General features: G+C 61.9%; 20 protein-coding genes. All 20 read right to left on the bottom strand.

Annotated features, from left to right (window positions below; genetic code table 11):
* Positions 1-137: 137 nt before the first annotated feature.
* Entirely contained in the window at positions 138-1,574 is a 1,437-nt protein-coding gene (locus C1878_RS08500; RefSeq protein WP_114601176.1) for an MFS transporter, read from the bottom strand.
* A 76-nt stretch (positions 1,575-1,650) separates the two neighbouring features.
* A complete protein-coding gene (locus C1878_RS08495; protein WP_114601175.1) occupies positions 1,651-2,469 on the bottom strand; it encodes an SDR family NAD(P)-dependent oxidoreductase in 819 nt (272 codons plus the stop codon).
* A 118-nt stretch (positions 2,470-2,587) separates the two neighbouring features.
* Positions 2,588-4,054 (bottom strand): NAD(P)(+) transhydrogenase (Re/Si-specific) subunit beta, encoded by a 1,467-nt coding sequence (locus C1878_RS08490; protein WP_114601174.1) that lies wholly within the window; start codon positions 4,052-4,054, stop codon positions 2,588-2,590.
* Positions 4,054-5,589 carry a Re/Si-specific NAD(P)(+) transhydrogenase subunit alpha gene (locus C1878_RS08485; protein WP_114601260.1) on the bottom strand — a complete coding sequence of 512 codons (1,536 nt, stop codon included), beginning with the start codon at positions 5,587-5,589 and terminating at the stop codon, positions 4,054-4,056. The genes C1878_RS08490 and C1878_RS08485 overlap by 1 nt, the downstream gene beginning before the upstream one ends.
* Before the next feature lie 174 nt (positions 5,590-5,763).
* Positions 5,764-6,246 carry a hypothetical protein gene (locus C1878_RS08480; protein WP_114601173.1) on the bottom strand — a complete coding sequence of 161 codons (483 nt, stop codon included), beginning with the start codon at positions 6,244-6,246 and terminating at the stop codon, positions 5,764-5,766.
* Positions 6,247-6,339: 93 nt separating this feature from the next.
* Positions 6,340-7,176, bottom strand: a complete 837-nt coding sequence (locus tag C1878_RS08475) for an SDR family NAD(P)-dependent oxidoreductase (protein WP_114601172.1) — start codon at positions 7,174-7,176, stop codon at positions 6,340-6,342.
* 85 nt (positions 7,177-7,261) lie between these two features.
* Positions 7,262-8,290, bottom strand: a complete 1,029-nt coding sequence (locus C1878_RS08470; RefSeq protein ID WP_158539767.1) for a zinc-binding dehydrogenase — start codon at positions 8,288-8,290, stop codon at positions 7,262-7,264.
* Positions 8,291-8,395: 105 nt separating this feature from the next.
* Positions 8,396-9,859, bottom strand: a complete 1,464-nt coding sequence (locus tag C1878_RS08465) for an MFS transporter (RefSeq protein ID WP_114601170.1) — start codon at positions 9,857-9,859, stop codon at positions 8,396-8,398.
* A 60-nt stretch (positions 9,860-9,919) separates the two neighbouring features.
* The gene (locus C1878_RS08460) at positions 9,920-10,438 is read right to left on the bottom strand and encodes a VOC family protein (protein WP_114601169.1); all 519 of its coding nucleotides are present in this window, start codon (positions 10,436-10,438) and stop codon (positions 9,920-9,922) included.
* 85 nt (positions 10,439-10,523) lie between these two features.
* Entirely contained in the window at positions 10,524-10,715 is a 192-nt protein-coding gene (locus tag C1878_RS17090) for a zinc-ribbon domain-containing protein (protein WP_369833677.1), read from the bottom strand.
* Positions 10,716-10,849: 134 nt separating this feature from the next.
* Entirely contained in the window at positions 10,850-11,650 is an 801-nt protein-coding gene (locus C1878_RS08450) for a 4Fe-4S dicluster domain-containing protein (protein WP_114601167.1), read from the bottom strand.
* A 15-nt stretch (positions 11,651-11,665) separates the two neighbouring features.
* Entirely contained in the window at positions 11,666-14,425 is a 2,760-nt protein-coding gene (locus C1878_RS08445; protein WP_158539766.1) for a molybdopterin-dependent oxidoreductase, read from the bottom strand.
* A gap of 204 nt (positions 14,426-14,629) precedes the next feature.
* Entirely contained in the window at positions 14,630-15,325 is a 696-nt protein-coding gene (locus C1878_RS08440) for a response regulator transcription factor (protein WP_114601165.1), read from the bottom strand.
* A gap of 5 nt (positions 15,326-15,330) precedes the next feature.
* Positions 15,331-16,545 (bottom strand): GAF domain-containing sensor histidine kinase, encoded by a 1,215-nt coding sequence (locus C1878_RS08435; RefSeq protein ID WP_158539765.1) that lies wholly within the window; start codon positions 16,543-16,545, stop codon positions 15,331-15,333.
* A gap of 64 nt (positions 16,546-16,609) precedes the next feature.
* Positions 16,610-16,903, bottom strand: a complete 294-nt coding sequence (locus C1878_RS16605; protein WP_158539764.1) for a hypothetical protein — start codon at positions 16,901-16,903, stop codon at positions 16,610-16,612.
* 46 nt (positions 16,904-16,949) lie between these two features.
* The gene (locus C1878_RS08430; protein WP_114601163.1) at positions 16,950-17,453 is read right to left on the bottom strand and encodes a peptidylprolyl isomerase; all 504 of its coding nucleotides are present in this window, start codon (positions 17,451-17,453) and stop codon (positions 16,950-16,952) included.
* A gap of 184 nt (positions 17,454-17,637) precedes the next feature.
* Positions 17,638-18,552 carry a GTPase Era gene (gene era, locus C1878_RS08425; RefSeq protein WP_114601162.1) on the bottom strand — a complete coding sequence of 305 codons (915 nt, stop codon included), beginning with the start codon at positions 18,550-18,552 and terminating at the stop codon, positions 17,638-17,640.
* A gap of 61 nt (positions 18,553-18,613) precedes the next feature.
* The gene (locus C1878_RS08420; RefSeq protein ID WP_114601161.1) at positions 18,614-19,111 is read right to left on the bottom strand and encodes a diacylglycerol kinase family protein; all 498 of its coding nucleotides are present in this window, start codon (positions 19,109-19,111) and stop codon (positions 18,614-18,616) included.
* A 1-nt stretch (position 19,112) separates the two neighbouring features.
* Complete coding sequence (gene ybeY / locus C1878_RS08415) at positions 19,113-19,580, bottom strand: rRNA maturation RNase YbeY (protein ID WP_114601160.1); 468 nt, start codon at positions 19,578-19,580, stop codon at positions 19,113-19,115.
* A gap of 4 nt (positions 19,581-19,584) precedes the next feature.
* Positions 19,585-20,541 (bottom strand): PhoH family protein, encoded by a 957-nt coding sequence (locus tag C1878_RS08410; RefSeq protein ID WP_114601159.1) that lies wholly within the window; start codon positions 20,539-20,541, stop codon positions 19,585-19,587.
* Between the last annotated feature and the right edge of the window lie 100 nt (positions 20,542-20,641).

Here is a 20,641-nt window from a genome sequence, read left to right as displayed (position 1 = left end):
AAAATCAGCGGATACGGAGGGGCATCCGACCGATAGCCGGTTTCGTGACAATACCTGCAAGAAGAGGGGCGGCGATCTTCGTGAGGGCGTTCCTGGGAACACCCTCACGGTTTCAATCCGAACGCAAAGCTGTGCGATCAGTCCGCAAGCTTCCTAAGCCGCAGAGCGAACACGAGCGCGCACGCCGCAGTGATGATGGACACCGTCAGCGCGACGGGCATGCCGTCGACGACGCCCATCACGCCCAAGATAACCGTATAGATGGCCGTTCCGATGGAACCGCCCAAGTTCTGACCCACCTGGATAAGGGAGTTGCCCTGAACGCGAATGTCGGCTGGCAGCTGGATCTGAGGACCGGCCGAGAACGCCGAGCTCTGCACGCTGTTGTAGCAGCCGGCTACGACCATGATGACGTAGATGACGAATATGTTGGCGTCGGGAGCGACGAACAGCAGAAGCGCGCCCGCGACCACGATGCGCATGATGCAGCCGAACGACAACACGCCTCGCGCGTTGCCCGCCTTGCCGATCATGCGACCCAGAATAGGGCTAAGGAACAGGCCGACGAACGAGTACACGGTGGTGACGAGCCCAGCCTCGGTGGCAGAGTGCCCCATAACTGTGATCACGTACATGGGCAGGAAGAAGAATACCGCCATGTTAGAGAACATGCAGAAGAAGTTCGCGATGCCGAAGCTCAGCGTGTTGCGGTTCTTGAGAGCCGTTGCCGGGATTATGGCGTCGCCCTGCTTCTTGCGGATGACCAAGACGAGAGCGACGAGGGCGACTAGGGCGACGGCGAACAGGGCATTGCTGGCCATGCTGCCGAACGGGGCGAAGCTCGTTCCCAACGAGAGTCCGGAGATCAGCGCCGCCAAGAAGACGACGACGGCGATGGTTCCTGACGTGTCGAATTTGCCACTCGCGCTGGCCATGCCCGCTGCTTCCTCCTTGGTCGCCTTAACGCCAAAGAACACCATGAGCCCGCCCACGAGCAGGATGGGCCAGATGACGTGGCATACGATTCGCCAGCTGGCGACGTCCATGATGAATCCGCCCATCACCGGGCCGGCCAACATGCCAATGGCCATCATGGTGCCGCAGGCTCCCAGGTAGGTACCCGCTCTCTTCTGATCGTACATGTCGCGAATCATCGAGTAGCCGAGTACGAAGATGCCGGCGCTTACGAAGCCCCACAGCGTCGACGGCACGACGAGTGCCATCATAGTCGGCGCAAGTGCACGGGCGAAGATGACCACCGCTCCGACGAGGAGGGAAGCCGTGAACAGCGGCCGTTTGATGGCCGGGTTCTTGGCACCCAGATATCCCCATAGCGGCATGACGGCGACGCTCACGATGCCTGACAATGTGCTTGCCAGCGAATAGTAGTCGAGGCCGCCTATTTCGCTCACAGCCACCGGCAGCAACGTCGACAGCGTCGATGATTGAACGATCGACCCGACAACGGCAATGTAGATGCCGACGAGCGTGAGCGTTTTTTTCGCCGACGATGCCGCCATGAACGGATTCGCGGCCTTTGAAGCTTGGCTTACCTGCTTTGATTCGTTTTCCATTACTCCCCCTCACGTGTAACGCTGGTTGATCCTTCAGGAGCTGAGCCCGCCATCGCGCCTCGTCGACGGAACGGCATCAGCAGCAGCACATTCCCCCATCAACCGATATCGCAGCTCCGTTGATATGGTCGGCATCGTCGCTGCACAGGAAGAGGCAGGCGCGTGCGATGTCCTCCGCATCGCCGAACCATCCTTGCGGCATGGCAGCGACGATGCTCGACAGTCGTTTGCCATCTGCATGGTATGTGCCGCCGGAATGAATGCCGATATCGGTACGAGTCCCCCCAGGATGGATGATGTTGCAACGGATACCCTTGCCCATGAACTCGAAGGCGATGCTCCTCGTCAATCCCTCCAAACCCGCTTTGGCGGCCGTGTAGCTTACGCCGTGGTTGCCGCGCAGGGCGGCGTACGACCCGATGTTGACGATGGAGCCGCCAGTCTCGATCATCAAGGGAACGGCGCAGCGACACAGGCGAAAGGGCGCCTTGAGGTCGACGTCCATAACCTTGTCCCAGCGCTCGTCGTCCGTGTCGACGAGCGGGTAGTTGAGGTCGTTGATGCCGGCGATGTTGCATAGCGCGTCGAGCCGTCCGAAGCGCCTCTTGGTCTCGGCCATCAGCCGTTCAACGTCCTCGGTTAGCGTCACGTCGGCAACCAGCGGAACAACGTCGCGCGCGCCATGCCACTGGGCCAAATCGTCTTCACGCACGTCGACAGCAACCACATGGGCGCCCTCATCCGCGAAGAGCTTGGCCGTGGCGCAGCCCATGCCGTTGCCGGCCCCGGTGACGATGGCGACCTTGCCTTGGAGCCGTCCTCGCGTTCGAGCGCTTTTGACCGCATCGTCCTTTCTCTCGTCGATCAGAAAACCTGCCAAACCTGCCGTTGCCATAAGGAAACCTCCTCGTGCGCTATCGTCTTCGCTCTACCAGGGAATCGGGGTCGCGCTCTCCCGCCTCTCCCATCACCTTTTCAAGCATCGCTTCCGCCTGCTTCGGGAACGTGCGGCCTCAAAGGCTCGCGATGATGGCCTCCACCGAAATCTTGGCGTCTCCGAGCAGCATGTCGGTGTTGTCGTTGAAGAACAGCGGATTCTGGACGCCCGCGTAGCCGGCGTTGCCCATGGACCGCTTGGACACGATGACCTTGCCCGCTTCCCACACGCGCATGACCGGCATGCCGGCGATGGGGGAATCGGGTTCGGTCTCGGCAGCGGGGTTCACGGTATCGTTGGCTCCGATGACCAGAACCACGTCCACCTCGCCGAAATCGTCGTTGATCTCGTCCATCTCGAACACGTTGTCGTAAGGAACCTTGGCCTCGGCCAACAACACGTTCATATGCCCCGGCATGCGGCCCGCAACGGGATGGATGCCGAACCGTACGTCGACGCCTATGTCGATGAGCTTGCGCGTCAGCTCGGCGACGGGATACTGCGCCTGGGCGACCGCCATGCCGTAGCCGGGCGTGACGACGACGCGCTTGGACTCTTTGAGGAGCTGTGCAACCTCATCCGGCGATGTTTCCGTGTGATCGCCGTAATCCCGAGCCTCGCCGGACTTCGCAGGCGCGTCTCCGCCGAAACCGCCGAGGATGACCGAGACGAAGGAGCGGTTCATCCCCTGGCACATGATGTAGGACAGGTACGCGCCCGACGAACCGACCAATGCGCCGGTGATGATGAGCAGGTCGTTGCCCAGCGTGAAGCCGGCCATAGCCGCAGCCCAGCCGGAATAGGAGTTGAGCATCGAGACAACGACGGGCATGTCGCCGCCGCCGATGGCGAGGACCAGGTGGGCGCCGAGAACGAGTGAGATGGCGGTGAGGATGCCCAGAGGCACCAACCCCTCCTCGACTCCGGTGGTGTTGATGGCCCAAGCGATCAACGCGACACAAGCGACGATCATGACCAGGTTGATGGCGTTGCGGCCCGGCAAGGTGAGCGGCTTGCCCGATATTTTCGCCGAGAGCTTCAAATAGGCCACGATGGACCCGGTGAGCGTCACTGCGCCTATGAAGACGGCCAGCCCGACCTCGCCCATATGGAACGCGTTCGACGCGTCCCCCGCCATGCCCGGCTCGGTGAGAAACGAATTGAAGCCCACGAGCACCGCAGCCGCACCGACGAACGAGTGGAGCATGGCGACGAGCTCGGGCATGGCGGTCATCTGGACCTTGGCGGCCTTCCATATGCCGATCGCCGCTCCGATGAGGACCGCGGCCAGAATCAAGGCGATGGTGAAGACCGCGGCCTCCTGATCTTGGAAGACCGACACCGCGACGGTGGCGACCAGCGCGATCGCCATGCCGACGATGCCCATGGCGTTGCCTTGCCGGGCGGTCTTTTGCTTGGACAGGCCGGCGAGAGCCAAGATGAACAGGAGGGCCGCTAGGATGTAGGCCAGCGATTGGAAACGCGTCAAGGCGTCGAGCACTCCGGCGGAGGCGTCGAAGCCCATAAGCAGGAAGGCGTCCATTATTCAGAGCTCCTCTCGAACATCTTGAGCATGCGGTTGGTGATCAGGAAGCCACCGAACACGTTGATGCTTGCGATGACCATGGCAACGAAGGATAGGGCGGCCACGATGGGGTTGCTCGACCCTGCGAGCAGGATGGCTCCCACGACGATGATTCCCGAAATGGCGTTCGTCACCGACATGAGCGGCGTGTGGAGCGTGTGGGTCACGCTCGTGATGACATAGAATCCCACGACGACCGCCAGCTCGAACACGATGAAGTGCCCAGCCATCTCGGTAGGGGCCGTCAGGACGAGCGCCACGCCCAGCACCCCCAGCGCCACCTTCCACCACCATTTCTTCCAGGCGGGCGCCTCGGCCGCTTCAGGCGCCTCGTCGGCGGGCGCCGCCTGGGCAGGCTGCTGAGCGGCAGACACCTTAGCTGGAGGCGGCGGCCACATGACTTTGCCTTCGACGGTCACCAGCATGCCCCGGATGACCTCGTCCTCCGCGTCCCATATGGGGACGCCGTCCTTTTTGGGTGTGGCGAGCTTGAACAGGTTCACGACGTTCTGCCCGAAAAGCTGTGAGGACTGTCCCGGAAGCCGGCTCGGCAGATCGCCGTAGCCGATGATCGTGACCCCGTTCTCGGTCGTGTAGGCCTCGCCAGGCCGGGTGAGCTCGCAGTTGCTTCCCAGCCCGGATGCGCCCATGTCCACGATGACGGAGCCGGGCCTCATGCCGGCGACCGCCTGGGCGGTGAGCAAGAGCGGGGCCGGGCGTCCAGGAACCTGGGCGGTCGTGATGACGATGTCGCTTTTGGCTGCCTGCTCTTTGTAGACCTCGAGAACCGCCTTCTGCTGTTCTTCTGCAAGCTCCTTGGCGTAGCCGTCCGAGGATTCCTGCCTGACGGGGATCTCTACGAAGGTGCCGCCGAGGGACTCGACCTGGTCGGCAACCTCGGCCCGCACATCGGTGGCGGACACTTCTGCCCCCATGGAGCCTGCGGCTCCGATAGCTGCCAAACCTGCGACGCCCACGCCGATGACGTAGACCTTGGCAGGCGGCACCTTGCCGGCTGCCGTCACCTGGCCGGCGAACAGGCGACCGAATCGGTTGGCCGCCTCGATGACAGCGCGGTTGCCCGCCACGTTCATCATCGAGGAACGCACGTCGAGCGATTGGGCGCGCGAGAGGCGTGGCACCATGTCGAGAGCCAGCGCGGTGACGTTTTTGACGGCGAGCCTTCCGATAAGCTCTGGGCTGGCACCCGGATTCATGCGTGCGAGAAGTGTCGCCCCTTTCTTGACCAATGAGAGCTCCTCAGCGGGCGGCGTGTCCAGGCACGTCACGATATCGCTGCCCCACGCCTCTTCTTTCCCGACGATCTCGGCGCCCGCCGCGAGGTATTGGTCGTCGAAGTAGCCGGCACGGGCCCCCGCGCCCTCTTCGACGGCGATCTCGTAGCCCAGCTTGATGAGCTTGGCGACGGTGTCGGGTGACGCGGCGACCAAGGTTTGCCCTTCGAAAGGCTCTTTCGGTATACCGATACGCATAATCATCCTCCTCCTTTTCTTCAGCCTGCGTGCGAAATCCGCAGGGCGTGCATGTTCGTCCGCGTCGACGGCCCTCGTACCACAGGCGATCCATCACGTGGTTCAAGCCAAGCCGACAACCCTATCGGCAAGGGAAGCGGTTGTTTGCCTGATTGTTCGAGAGACCCAGGTACGCTAATAGAGCTGGAAGGGAACGATGCCGGATGGTCCTGCCAGCGCGACCGAGATGCCGGTCTGGATATCCTTTGGGTCTTCGAAGAACGCGACCGGCGCCCCTCCTTCCAAAGCCGCTTCGTCGAGCTCGCCCAGCTCCACAAAGTCGTTGCTCTCGAAGCCGCAGGGCGGCACCCAAACGAGTGCGGGGACACCCAGACGTAAGCCCGATTTCAGCAACGATGCCGTTCGCCGAAGATCGCCTGCGCAGTCCACGAGCACGTCTGCACCCACATGGCCGAGCACGTCGGCGAACTTCGATTCGTCCTCGACGGGAAACCCCGTTGGGCCTATACCCGCCACGATCCCCATGTCTCGATCGTCCCCTCCCCTTCCGACGGCGCCGACCACCAGCACATCGGATCCATCGAGGTTCCGCAGGCTTTCCAGACCCGGCTCCGAGAGGGGCTCTATGAACACTGCAAACAAATTCTGATCGCGCATTGCGGCCCCTTCCCCTTCCGTGGACGCCCGCCGCAGAAGGATTTTTGCTTCTTGGGGAAGGCTCCGCCCCTTGAAGGGACGGAGCCGGTTCGCTTAATCGAGCTGCTTGACGACGGACATGGCGTACTTTCCGCCGTCCATGATGATGTCGCACCCCGTCAGGTAATCGTGGCCGGGGCCCATGAGCTTCACGACGAGGTCCGCCATCTCCTCGGGCGTGCCGAAACGCTTGAACGCGGTCCCCTCGGCGATGCTCGCCTTGTCGGTGCTGCCGCCTTGCAGCATCGGGGTGTCGAAGGAACCCGGGGCGATGGAGAAAATGCGAGCCCCCTTCTTGCCGAAACGAACCGTGTTGGCCATGGTGTAGTACATGACGAAACGCTTAGATCCGGCATAGTACGTGTAGCCGTCGTCGAGGAAGCTCGGCTTCGGATGCTTTCCGGCAGCCACCGCTGCCTTCCACCTCTCCCTGAAATCCTCGGCGGTCGGATCGTTCCAGACGGCAAGGTCTTCAGCGAAGGGAGTGTAGAAATAGCCCGTGATGGAGGAGTAATGGACCATGACGCCTTCGTCAAGATAAGGAAAGAAGGTCTCCGTGGTGTTGACGACGCCCTTCATGTTGACGTCGATGATCATATCGGGAGTGACGCCCTCCCAATCGACGCCCGCCGCATTGACGACGCTGCCGATATCGCCGATGGTTCGGGCGTACTGGGCGAATTCCTCGACCGAGCCCGCATCGGAGACGTCGCAGGTCTTGCCGTAAGCCTCGACGCCCGCCGCCTTCAACTGCTCAAGGGCGCCTTCCAGGCGCTTCTCGCTACGCCCGCCGACGAGCACGGGACCGTAGGCGCCAAGTCCTATCGCATTTGCGAGGCCCATGCCGGAGGTGCCGCCGGTTACGATTTGGAGTTTCCCTATCAGTGCCATTTCTCTTCCTTTCTCGATGATCCGGCATCCCCTCAGCGAGTGATCTCCCCTTGCTGCCGAGGAAGCTGCCGGATCGCTTTAACGGCTACTCGCCGTTCATCCTAAAAATGACCTTCATGCCCTTGTTCTTGTCGCAAGCGGTCTCGAAGGCCTCCATCGCCTGGTCGAGCGTGAACTCCGACGTTATGATCGACGCGATGTCGACGGCCCCGTCCTGGAGCACCTCGATGACTTCCTTGATGTCCTCTGGCGCATAGGCGCGTGAGCCCGTCACCGTGAACTGCTTGCTCATGAACTCGGCAGGGTTGATGGTGATCGGGCGCGAGTCAAGGCCGAGCGTCGCGAACGTCGAGTTGCAGCGGCCGTTCTCCATGTACTCGTTGATGAGAGCCCCGAGGCCGACGTAGTCAAGGTATCGGTCGACGTTGGCGCGCTCGTAGGAGTTGATGCTGGCGATGCCGAATTTCTCGCCGGCGTACTCGATGGCGCTCTTCTCGGTGTTGTCGAAGACATCGGCCCCCAGGTTGCGTGCGAACTCGATGCGCTCGGGCATCTGCTCGGCTATGAAGATGTTCTCGACGCCCTGGTGCCGCATGGCCGCCCATCCCATGAGGCCGATCGGTCCCGCGCCCCACATGAGCACGTTGTCCGTCGCCTGCACGCCGCCGCGGTTCTTCGTGTGCACGGCGACGCCGAACGGCTCGATGAGGGCGGCGCTGCGAAGCGGCACGTTATCGGGGATGACGAAGACCGTCTCGTCCTTGATCGCTTTGTAAGTGCCGCAGTACTCGCCGAAACCGCCCGCCATGCAACAGAAGCGCGGGTCCGTGTTGCTGAAGGTGGGGTCGATCCACACCCGGTCCCCCACGGCCAGCTCCTTCACCTTCGCCCCGACCTCGACGATGGTGCCGACGAACTCGTGCCCGAACTTCGAACCGTCTCCAATGCCGCCATACCTGCCGCCCTTGGTGAATCCGTGCACGTCCGAGCCGCATATGCCGGCGTAGGCGACCTTGATCAGCACGCCGTCGTCCCCGTATGAGGGAATGGGGACTTCGGTCAATTCCACTTCGCCTTTGGTCTTGAAGATCAGTTGCTTCATTGAGCCATCCATGGTGGTACTCCTTTCAGAAAACGTCCTGTCTTGCTTCTCGCATGGTATCCATGCGAAACGAAGGTTCGTAGCGGACGCGGGAGGCCGCATCCGCATACCAGCCCGTCAGCCTTGCTCTTGGCCTTCGAGCTTCTTTAGGAACAGCGAGCACACGAGCGCAACGCCTGCCGCAACGGCGGAGATCGTCAACGCGATCGGCATGCCGGCCACGACGCCGAAGCTTGCGAGGATGATCGTGTAGATAGCCGTGCCGACGGAACCGCCGAAGTTCTGGCCGAGCTGGATTACGGAGTTGCCCTGCACGCGGATCTTGGCAGGCAGCTGAATCTGCGGACCAGCGGAGAACACGACGCCGAAGGTGACGTTATAAAATCCGCCGACAAACAGGATCACGTACAAGACGAAGATGTTCAGGTCGGGCGCCAAGAAGAACATGAGCACGAGCGCGATCAGGATGCGAAGCAGGCTGCCGACCGCAAGAACGCCGCGTGCGTTGCCGGCCTTGCCGATCATGCGGCCCAGTATGGGCCCCATGAACAACCCGACGATGGAGAGCATCGACGTGGTCAATCCGGCCTCGGTGGCAGACAAGCCCATCGCGCTGATGGCGTACATGGGAATGAAGAAGAATATGGCCATGTTGGAAAACATGCTGAAGAAACTCCCCGCTGTGAAGAGCAGCGTGTTGCGGTTCTTGAGCGCGCTGAGCGGAACGACGGCGGAATCCTTCTTCTTGGCTACTATGGCAACGAGCGCAACGAGCGCGACACCGGCCAAGATGAAAACAATATTGCTGGACATGCCGCCGAACGGTAGGAAGCTCGTTCCCAAAGAAAGCCCGCAGATGAGGCAGCCGAGGCACACGACGATGGCGAGCGAGCCGGTTGCGTCGAACTTGCCCGTGGCGGTAGCCATGCCGGCGGCCTCCTGCTTCGTTGCGCCGACGCCGAGGAAAACCATGACGGTGCCCAGGGCGATGATAACCGCGATCAGCACGCAAGCGGCGCGCCAGCTTGCGAAGTCCATGACCAAGCCTCCGACCACGGGTCCGGCGAGCATACCGACGGACTGCATGGTCGCGCAAATGCCCAAATACGTGCCGGCCGTCTTCGAATCGTACATATCGCGCATCATGGAATAGCCAATGACGTAAAGGCCGGCGCTGGGAAGACCCCAGAAAAGCGACACGGCGATCATGAACGTCATGTCCCCCGCGACCGCGCGGCCGATCAGGCAGACAAGGCCGCATGCCATCGAAACGACGAACAAAGGCTTTTTGACAGCGGGGTTCTTTGCGCCGAAAAGCCCCCAAAGCGGCATGGCGATAACGCCGACGGCGCCCGAGAGCGTGTTTGCCAGCGAATAGTAATCGAGACCGCCGATCTCTGTGGCCGCCATCGGCAAAAGCGTCGATGCCGTGGATGACTGGAAGATGCAGCCGACGAGGCAGATGTAAATGCCGACGAGCGTCAACATCTTCTTTCTCTTCGGCGCCATAAAGAACGGGTTGCCCGCTTTCCCCTCTTCTCCCTGCTGCACTTCCGTTTTCTTGGTATCTGTCATATCCATTACCCCTCCTTAAGGTTTTGGATTAACAGGCCCGGGGATCCAGAGATGCCCCGAAGCACGTCACGTGCCCATTTTGCGGAACGGGTCCGACCCGTCCCACCCTTCAGCAAGCTTCCTGCACATGTCGACCAGGTACGGCTGGGGATTGTGTATCTCGACGTAATGCCCCCACAGGTCAAGGCAGTCGACGTAAGCGACCGTCAATCCCCCGCTCGACTTCATGAGCATGGCAACCTCGAATCCTGCTTCTTCGAAGTCTTTGACGGCGCCTTCGAAATCGTCGACCCACACCGAAAAGTGGTTGAAACCCAACCGCCCCGGCACGTTGTAGGGGGTGGGGTCGGTGCTCGTGGGCTTGATGAGCTCGATCTGCAAGTTGCCGTACATGCCGTAGGCCACGTCCACGGTGTTCTTTACCTCCTCGCCTCGGAATATCGTGCTCTCGGGCTCCGGGGCGGAGAAGTGGACGAACGGCCCTGACCCGAAGAGCCTTGAATGGGAAAGGGCCGCCTTTTCAAGGTCGTCCACCACGTAACCCAACTGGTTTATGGCGTACTTGTTCAAAAGCCTCTCGTACATGACGGAGCCTCCGTTCGCAAATTAGTCCGTAGAAGCTAACTCGATTTGTTGTTGTTGATACGTCTCTGTCGTCTCGGCGTCGTTGTTACGGGCGGGGCGCCCCCGGAGCCTTGGGGGCGGCAGGGGCTTTGGGGGCGTTCGGGATTTTCATCGCCGAATCAAGGTTCGCCTGGTCGGCGTCGAAGTCCTTGACCGCATTGTCTAATTCGGCTCCACACGCTTCGCACGTTGTCGCTATGGGCTTGTTGACCTTGCCGCATTGAGGGCATTTTTTCATCGATACCTCAGCTGGTCTGAAACACATGGTTCGCTCCTGCCTCTACCCGCCCGCAACCGCGCATTCGCCTGCCGTTCGGGCGCCTCTAGTTTCCTGTTCGGGCGGCTCCTTTCGAAGCCGCCCGAACAGCATCTTTACGCCAGGGCTACGTCGCCCAGGCCCAGGTCCTTCTCGGTTGTGCTCACCTCAAGCACCTTCTTCTTGCCGCCGGCCTCGATAGTCAGCGTCCAGTCGGCATTCGGCAGGCCTCGCAGCCAGAAATCGCCCCAGTCGTCGGTTTCGGCGGTGAAGGTTCCCCCTTCGCCCGTCGCCGTAACCGTTGCGCCGATGACGACCTCCTTGGTTTCGGGGTCGTACACCGTACCAGCGATGAACTTCTTGGGCAGGCCGCGATAGAACACGCGCGGCTTCGTACCCCACTCGGGGTGCAGCACCTCGGTGCCCTCGAGGTCGAGGTCCGCTTCCTCCCCGAACGTGATAACGTCCACATGGCAGTTGTCCACGCAGCGAGGCACGCTGATGGGATGCCCCCCGTCGAGCAGATGCGCGCAACCCGTGCACTTCTGCGGGATCTGCAGCTCTTCGTTCCAGTAAACGGCGTGGTACGGGCAAGCGTCCACGATGGCCTTCTGGCCTTTCGCCTTCGCCGGGTCGATGAGCACGAGGCCGTCCTCGCGGCGGTACACCGCACCGTCCTTGGCGGCGTCCATACACGGCGCGTTCTCGCAGTGGTTGCACATGACGGGCATGTAGGTGACCTTCACATGCGGGCGTGCGCCGCGCTCGTACTGGTTCACCTTGAGCCAGAACTGCCCCACTTCGGGCTGCGGCTTCGCGTAGGGTGACCAGTCGTTGCCCACGTGCTCGTCCTTGCAGCCTATCTGGCAGTCGTGGCAGCCCACGCATTTATCCAAATCGATGAGAAAAGCCTTCATGATGAGTCTCCCTTTCTACTCCACGACCCAGGAGCTGTAGTTGATGCCGATCGCCGGATCGTAGTCGCGCGCGAAGGCGTCGGGGTAGTCTTGCTTCCACTGGTCCATCTCGGCGTCCTCGACCTTGGCGGCTTCCACCAGATAGCCCGAGACCGCGAAGCCCTTGCAGTGCTTGGACACCTGGTTGTTCGGGCTGATAAGGTTGGCCGCTCCGCCGCGATCCAAGTGCGGGGCGATGGGATCGACGCGCGACCCCTTGTGGATCATGACCGCTCCCGGAATGACGCGCTCGGTGAGGTAGGCGGCCGTGAGGATAGTGCCGCGTTCGTTGTAGATCTTCACGATGTCGCCGGCCTCGATGCTGCGGGCAGCTGCGTCGGCGGGGTTGATCCATATAGGCTCGTAGTCGTAGCCGTCCTTGCCCTTTACCTTCACGGTCTCGATCTCGCGGAACCACTTGATATCGTCGCCCTGCACGTGCACGCGGAAGCGGGCGGGGTTCGCCACTAGTAGCAGCGGGTAGTCGTGGCAGCGCTCGCCCCATAGGGTCTCGTCATGGGACCAGCCGTCCTCCTTGGAGCCGCCGACGACCCACTTCGCCATGGGCTGGCGCTCCATGTCGTCGGGGAAGTTCTCGGCCAGGGCCTCGGACCAGAACTCGAGCTTGCCGGACGGTGTGTCGAGCGGCCAGTTCTCCGGGTCCTCGTAGAAGCCGCGCATACCGGGCAGCACCTGATCTTGGTCGGGGTCCTGCTTCGGAATGTAGAACCGCTTTTCGTTGAGCTCTTCCCAGGTGATCTCTTCGCCGAGGCGTGACTGCTCGAAGCCGTACTTGATCCACTCGTCCTGGGTCATGCCCATGTCGATCTGCTCGCGAACGCCGAAGCGCTCGCCAAGCTCGCAGGCGATTTCGAAGTCGGACTTCGATTCGCCGACGCGCTCGCAAGCCGGAGGCGTGAGGGAGTCGTGGCGCACCGAGACCACCATCGAGCCACCCATGGCGTCGTTGTCTTCGACGCAGGTCGTAACGGGCAGCACCAGATCGGCGAACAGCGAGTCGTTCTCAAGCCATTGATGGTTGGTCACGAAGAACTCGACCTCGTCGGTGCGGATGGCGTCCTGGTAGTTGAAGCCGCCGTCCCAGCAGTTCATATTGCAGGGCTTCTCGGACCACAGCATGTGGATCTTGTCGAACTTGGGCATGTTCTGGAGCTTCTCGTCGAGAGCCGCTTGCAGCTCCTCGAGGGACTTGCCCTGGGAGCGCGCCAGCTCGGGCGACACGGTGCCGAGCGCCGCAGCGTAGGTTTCCGGTGTCGTCGGGTAGCTGTTCATCTGGAACTGCTCGGCAGTCTCGACGTACACGATGGCGGGAGAGCCCCACCATTCCGTATGGCCGTTCTTCAGAGCGTCGGCGATGAGGGTGCGCGGGATCTTCTGCTCGCTAGGGTAGAACATGCGGCACTGGTTGATGGACGAGAAGGGCGCCGATGTCGAGCGGGCGATGGTCTCCTTGCCGATAAGCGACGCGTTCATGAACGCCTGCTGCACGCCGGGCTTGCCGAAACCCTGCATGCCCAACAGGTAGGCATGGGTGCGGCCGGGCTCGTGGGAGTAAGGACCCTTGATGGCGCCGGAGCTGAAGTGAACCGAAGCTGTGACCTTCTTCGCGCGATTGCGCGCGTACGCTTTGATGGTCCATTCAGGGATGCCGCAACGCTCGGCAGCCCAGGCGGGCGTCTTGGCGATGCCCTCTTCGTCCTCGCCAAGGACGTAGGCCTTGACCTTGTCGAACCCGACGGAGTGCGTGTCGACGTACTCCTTGTCGTACAGGCCCTCGGTGATCCACACGTACATAACGGCGAAGTCGAGCGCCGCGTCGGTGTTCGGCAGGATGGGGATCCACTTCATGGTATCGTGGCAGACCGCCGTGTAGTTGCAGAACGGATCGATGATCACGAACTCCTTGCCCACCTTTTCCCAGAACTTGAGCAGGCGCGACCACATCTGGCTGGCGTAGTTCTGCGTGAGCTCCCAGTCTCCTGCGGCGAACGCGATGAGCTCGGAGTTCTCGGAGATGTCCCTCAGGACGTGCCACGGGTTGTAGCCGGTCTGCGGAGGGGCCGGCATGCCGAGCCCCTTGTTGCAGCCCGATCCCCAGAAGTGCTTGGCGCCCCAATACCAGCCTTCGACTGAATCGGGGGTGCGCACCTCTCGCGTGTAGCCGCCCAGCTTGCTCATGAACGTCGAGTGCATGCCGCCGCCAGCATGAAGGTTCTTCGACTCGCGGTGGCCGTCCTCGCCGATGGTGAGCACCGAGTAGGGACCGTACTTCTCGACGATGCGCTTGACCTCGGATTCCATGATGTCAAGGGCCTCGTCCCAGGTGATGCGCTCGAACTTCGACTTGCCGCGGTTGGCGGCGTTGATCTTGGCGGGGTCACCGCCCGGCTCCCAGTCCACGCGCTTCAAAGGATAGCGTACGCGGTTCTTCGAGTACACGCGGTTTTTATAGGCCAATGCGAAGTAGTTTGGAGCCGACTTGTAGCCGGGTGTGAACACCTCGTCCCTCACCTTGATCTTCCACATCGAGGGCTCGAGCTCCTCCTCGGTGTAGGTGTCCAGGTAGTTGATCGGACGGATGCGGACAATCTTGCCGTCCTTGGCGTCAACTGCGGTCAGATCGCCTCCCGTGCCGCCGCAGGCGATGCTCTGCAACGTGGTCGTCTCCGGCTCCCCACATGCGCCGACGGCCGTGCCGCTCTTCTCTTCCTTCATCTGTTCTCCTTCCCACAACAGGAATCTCGACCCCCTCTTAGAGGTTCGCGTGATTGACATTGTAAGAAGGCCGCTCGCCGGCGGTAATCCTCCGCCGGCCCTAAACGGACGGTACCGTTCAGGTCGGATCCGAAAGGAAATGAAAGGGTGCTTGCCCCGATCGGCTCCCTTTGGGGCCGATCGGCCCCATGCAAGAAGGTGCGGTCAATCGACGAGGCCAGCACGAATCGCGTACACGGCGACCTGGACACGATTGGACAGATAGAGCTTCTGCATGAGGGCGCTCAGTTGCTTTTTCACCGTGCCGGCGCTCAGGTACAGCTGCGCGCCGATCTCCTCGTTCGAAAGCCCTTTTGCCACGAGGCGGAGTATTTGAACCTCGCGGTCGGAAAGCTGCGCAAAGGTGCCTTGTTCTCCGTCTTGCGTGGCGGAATAGCGTTGCGCACGGCTCAGCCCAAATTCCCGGAGCACCCGCGCTGTGACCGCATCGGAAAGAACCCCTCCCCCGCGTATGACGCCTTGCAGGCGGTTGCGAAGCTGGCGCGAAGGCATGTCTTTCAAAATATAGCCGCGTGCGCCGTTGTAGAGAGCTCTGAATAGATGCTCGTCATCGTCAGTTACCGTGAGCATGACGATAGCGATCCCGGGATGAGCACCGCAGATGATGCCCGTCGCCTCGACACCGTCCATGATGGGCATCTGGACGTCCATGAGCACGAGATCGGGGGCGATCCGGCGGCAAAACTCCACGGCTTCTTTGCCATTTGAAGCTTCGCCCACCACGTCGAACTCCGGCCAACGGTGCATCAGCTCGCACAGGCCCTCTCGGTAGAGCACCTGGTCGTCCACAAGAAGCACCCGTGCGGGTTTTTCGTGAGCCGCAGTTCCGGTTTTGTCCATGCACCTTATCCTCTCATGCCGTCCAACCTGTTCTTCGGAATGTCGATGCAGACGGTCGTGCCGCTCGCATCCGAAATAATGGTAAGCTTGCCGCCCACCACGGCGGCTCGTTCGTGCATGATCTTGAGGCCGAGTCGCTCTGGCGGCACGGTGTTTGGATCGAAGCCGTGCCCGTCGTCCTCCATCGTCATAGTGAGACAGCGGTTGCTTTCCTCCACCGTTACGACGATATGCGATGCATCGGCATGCTTGAGCGTGTTCGAGAGGCACTCGTTAAGAATACGCGTCAACTGCAGCGACGTCTGCAGGGACACGACGAGCGATTTGCTCAATGTTCTCCGGTGGAAGTCAACAGGAATACCCCAGCTGGACTCAAAATGGGCTAGACAGTCCTCGATGCCCGTGATGAACCCATCTGTGTGCTCGAGGGGGATGCGCAGCGACAGCATCTCGTCGCGCAGGATTCGCATGACCTTTCCGCTCATCGTCTCCAACCGCTCAAGATCGGCTCGCACCGCATCGTCGTCGTCCGCCTCGTAGGATGCAAGAACTGCGGCGACACTCAGGGAAAGCGAACCGACGAGCTGCGATATGTTGTCGTGAATCTCCGAGCTAAGGCGTTTTCGCTCGTCCAGAATCTGCAATTCGCTGGCTTTTTTCGTAATCTGAATCCGTTGGATGGCTACGCCCAGCACACGGCCGATCTGCAACAGGAAGGCAAGTCCGTCCTCGCTCCACTCGACCGCTGTTTCGTATACAATCGAGCACATACCCACCAACTCGTCACCTGCCAGAAGAGGAATGCTTACGGCACTTTTGAGGCCGCTCTCGTACGCCTCGGGCGGAATTTCATCCTCGCAGTTGGGGTGCTCGTAATCCATGACAATAGGTTTGTGTGTCCTCATCATCCATTGCGTACGCCCCGTCGTTGACAACAGCACGCTTTCATGGAATGCCTGTTGTTGTTCGGAGGTATGATAGGCGAGCTTGATGAACTGGTCTCCGTCCACCGTTATGAGGTGCAGGTGCGTCTGGCTGCAGTGCAGGACTTCGGCCACGACATCGGTCATGCGCTGGTAGACGAGGTCGGGCTCGACAGACCAAGCAGTTGCTTCGCAGATGCGCGCCAGACCCTCGCAGCGAAAACGCCATCTGCGAAGATCGATGCCTTCGCAGGTATGGAGCGAAGGCGGTTCCGCATCGTGTCGATTGTCTTCCATCGCGTTACCGATCCCTTCAGAAAGAACCAGCTGGCGAAGAACGCACACCCTCGCCAACTGCTGGTCAAACAGCAGGCAACGTGTCGAATGGCGCGGTGCGACCAGTCGACACGTTGAGCCACGTGCCATCGGCCAGCACATACAACGGTCTGAGCACGATACCCCCTCCGTGCCTTCCCGTTCCCAGATACAACACGTCCGGCACCTCACCCGCAGCCCAGATGTTAGTCTCGACTTCGCGGTATGCGCGATCATCAATTCCGATCAGCAAAGAGCGCTCATGGTCCATGTCGCGAACGGAAACCTCTCCGATCACGCGCTTACGTGCAAATACCCTGGGCTTTCCTGCTTCGTCCATACAAGCCTGCTCTCCCCGTCGCCTTCTTTCGCGCCACCTCTCCATCTCACGAAGCAAGCGATTGCTTCAGCCGATCGCAGCCGCATGCACATCCTGTCGGATGCTTTTCATGCTCGACTGCCGACTCATGCACGATGCATACAAGCTCGATAAAGAAAGTCAGATCGTTGCCGGCAAGCTTATGGTTGAAATCGAGGGTCAACGATCCCTCGTTCGCTTCGACGACCTTAACAGTCAGCGGTCCGGCTGGACTGGATAGTGCGACAATGTCGCCCGCATACAGCCGTTCGGCACCAGGCAGGGAGTCGATGGATACGGTTTGGATCAGAGCTTCGTCGTACGCGCCATACGCCTCGTCGGCCGGGATGCGCACGACGCGCTTGTCGCCGACTTCCATTTCGCTCACGGCTTTCTCGAACCCAGGCAACATCGTTTTCGAACCCACGACGAGTTCGAACGGCTCGCCGCGCCGCACGCTGCTGTCGAACTCGGTTCCGTCATCGAGCGTGCCCGCAAAGCGAAGGCGAACCTTTTGTCCGATGTCAACCACGATCTCCCCTTTCCCCAACGATCCGCCGTCATACGCAATGGCTGATCGCTTTCCCGCTCAAATGCCATTGTAGACCTCCATTTGACCAGAAAGGAAAGGTTCGGCCCAAATGGGCCGAACGAGGGGCGCATCAGGCAAACATGGTGGATCGCCTTTGTGGTTTCAACCGGCGCACAATGAAGGTTTACGCCCCCTCGCCGTAGCCGAAGCGGCGGATCTGGGCGGCGTCGCGGCGCCAGTTCTTCTTCACCTTCACGGACAGGTCCAAATACACGCGCGTGCCCAGCAACTGCTCGAGGTCGGCGCGAGCCTCGGTTCCGATCTGCTTGATGGCGGCGCCCTTCTTGCCGATGATGATGCCCTTCTGGCTGTCGCGCTCCACGTAGACGACGGCGAAGATGCGGTGGAGGTCCTTCTTCTTGTCGTACTCCATCTCCTCCACGCGCACGCCGATGGCGTGGGGCACCTCGTCGTGGAACGAGCGAAGGATCTTCTCGCGGATGAACTCGGACACCACCACGTCGATGGGCTGGTCGGTCTCCATGTCGGCCGGGAACCAGGAAGGGCCCTCCGGCAGCAGGAACACGACCTCCTCCACGAAGGCCTCCACGTTCTTGCCCGTGGCCGACGAGAGGCCCACCATGGCGTCCCATGAGCCCAGGCGCTCGGCGGCCTCGCGCTGGGCCTCGATCTGCTTCGGCGTGGCCAAGTCGACCTTGGACAGCACGCATATCTTCTTGGAACGCACGCGCTTCAGCTGCTCGGCCACCCATTCGTCGCCGCGGCCGATGGGCTGGGACGCGTCGATGAGCATGGCCGTCACGTCCACGTCCTCGAGCGCTTTGAGCGCCGAGGTGTTCAGCTCCTCGCCGAGCGCGTCATGGGGCTTGTGCAAGCCGGGCGTGTCCACGAGGATGAGCTGGAAGTCGTCCCGCGTGAGCACGGCGCGGAAGCGGTGCCGCGTCGTCTGCGCCGTGTCGGACGTGATGGCCACCTTCTTGCCCATGATGGCGTTGATGAGCGTGGACTTGCCGGCGTTCGGCCGCCCCACGAGCGTGACGAACCCCGACTTGAAGTGCTCGGGCGCGTTAGATTCCATTGATCGTTCCTTGTCGTCGAGCCGGTAGCCCCGGCATGCCTTGCTTCCTGTCGGGCGCGCCTCAGCCGAACACCAGCGCCCAGGCGGGCGGGATGAACACGACGCAGGCCACCACCACGGCCACGGCGGCGAATATGAGCACGGCGCCGGCCGCGCAGTCCTTCGCGCGGCGCGCGAGTTCGTGGTACTCGGGCGACACCAGGTCCACCACCGACTCCACCGCCGTGTTCACGCATTCGGCCGCGAACACGGCCGCGATGCACAGGATGACGGCGGCCCACGAGGCCGTGTCGATGCCGAACGCGAAGCCCAGGGCCACGGCGAGCACGGCTATGACCAGGTGTATCTTCATGTTGCGTTGGGTGCGCACGGCATAGGCGATGCCGTCCCAGGCGCACCTGAACGCGCAGACGAGCGGGAAGCGCGAGCGCGCGCCCTTGTCGGCGTCGTTTCGCACGAAGCCCGAGCCGCCGCAGCGGGCGCTCTCGCCCCGCTCGTCCTCGTCGTCCTCGTCGGGAGTGTTCACGAGCTCGTCTTCTATCGCCGTTTCAGCGGCCATGCTACACCGTGCGCTTCGACCACGCCTCGAGGATCTCGGCCTCGCGCTTCTCCATGACCTCGGCCTCGTCGTCCTCGATGTGGTCGTAACCGCACAGGTGCAAAAGGCCGTGCACCAGAAGCAGGCTGATCTCCTCTTCGAACGTGGTGCCGAACTCGCGCGTCTGGCGCCCGGCCACGTCGGGGGCGATCACCACGTCGCCCAGCTCGTAGACCGGATCCTCCGCCAGCGTCATGGCCGACAGGTCGTCGTCCACGCCGTCGCATTCGAAGGACAGCACGTCGGTGGGCCCTTCCTTCTTGCGGTACTTCTCGTTCAGCTCGGCGATGGCCTCGTCGGTGACGAAGCTCACGGAGACCTCCGTGTTGAAGGGCTTGTCCTCGCGGGCGAGCACGAACTGCGCCAGCTCGTGCAGCGGGAGCTTCTCAAGCTCGTCTTTACGGTAGTCGTAGTTGATCTGGATGTCCATGTTCCTAAGCCTTCCTGGTGGCTTCGTCGTAGGCGGACACGATGGCCGCCACGAGCGAGTGGCGCACCACGTCTTTGCCGGTGAAGTCGCAGAACGCTATGTCGTCGATGTTCTCGAGAATGGAGCGCACGCCCTTGAGCCCCGAGATGCCGCGCGGCAGGTCGAGCTGGGTCACGTCGCCCGTGATGACCATCTTCGAGCCGAATCCCAGGCGCGTGAGGAACATCTTCATCTGCTCGGGCGTGGTGTTCTGCGCCTCGTCGAGGATGATGAAGCTGTCGTTCAAGGTGCGCCCGCGCATGAACGCGAGCGGGGCGATCTCGATGACGCCGCTCTCGATGAGCTGGGTGGCGCGCTCCATGTCGGTCATGTCGAACAGCGCGTCGTAGAGCGGGCGGATGTAGGGGTCGACCTTCTCGGTGAGGGTGCCGGGCAGGAAGCCCAGGCTCTCCCCCGCCTCCACCACGGGACGCGTGAGGATGATGCGGCCGACCTCCTTGCGCTTGAGCGCGGCCACGGCCATGGCCATGGCGAGGTAGGTCTTGCCGGTGCCCGCCGGCCCGATGCCGAACGTGATGGTGTGGGTGCGGATGGCGTCCACGTAGCGCTTCTGGCCCGCCGTCTTCGGGCGGATGGCCCGGCCGCGGTACGTGAGCAGGATGTCCTCGCGCAGCGCCTGGGGCGAGAACTCCGCCGTGCGCAAGAGGTCGATGGCGCGCCGCACGTAGTCGGCCGTGGGCTCGTCGCCGCCCTCTGCGAGCTTGATGAGGTCGGAGAACAGCGCCGTGAGCGACTGCACTTCCAGCGGGTCCCCCTCGAGCACGATGGTGTCGCCGCGCACGGTGATGCGCGCCTGGAACGCGTCTTGCACGAGGTGGAGGAGTTCGTCTGCCTGCCCCACGACGAGCGCCATGTTCACGCTCGTGGGCGCCGTGAGGGTGATTTGCGTCTGGTCTGTCATGGCGGGTATTGTACCACGCTCAAGGCTCACCTGCGCCCCTGTTATCGAACCGACAGAGGGAAATGGTGCAGATGCGCAAAAGAAGGTCAGCTAAAGCGGA

Source organism: Gordonibacter sp. 28C, assembly GCF_003339845.1.
Lineage (GTDB): Bacteria > Actinomycetota > Coriobacteriia > Coriobacteriales > Eggerthellaceae > Gordonibacter.
The sequence above is the reverse complement of the archived record's forward strand: the minus strand, read 5'-3'. Positions and strand labels throughout refer to the sequence as shown.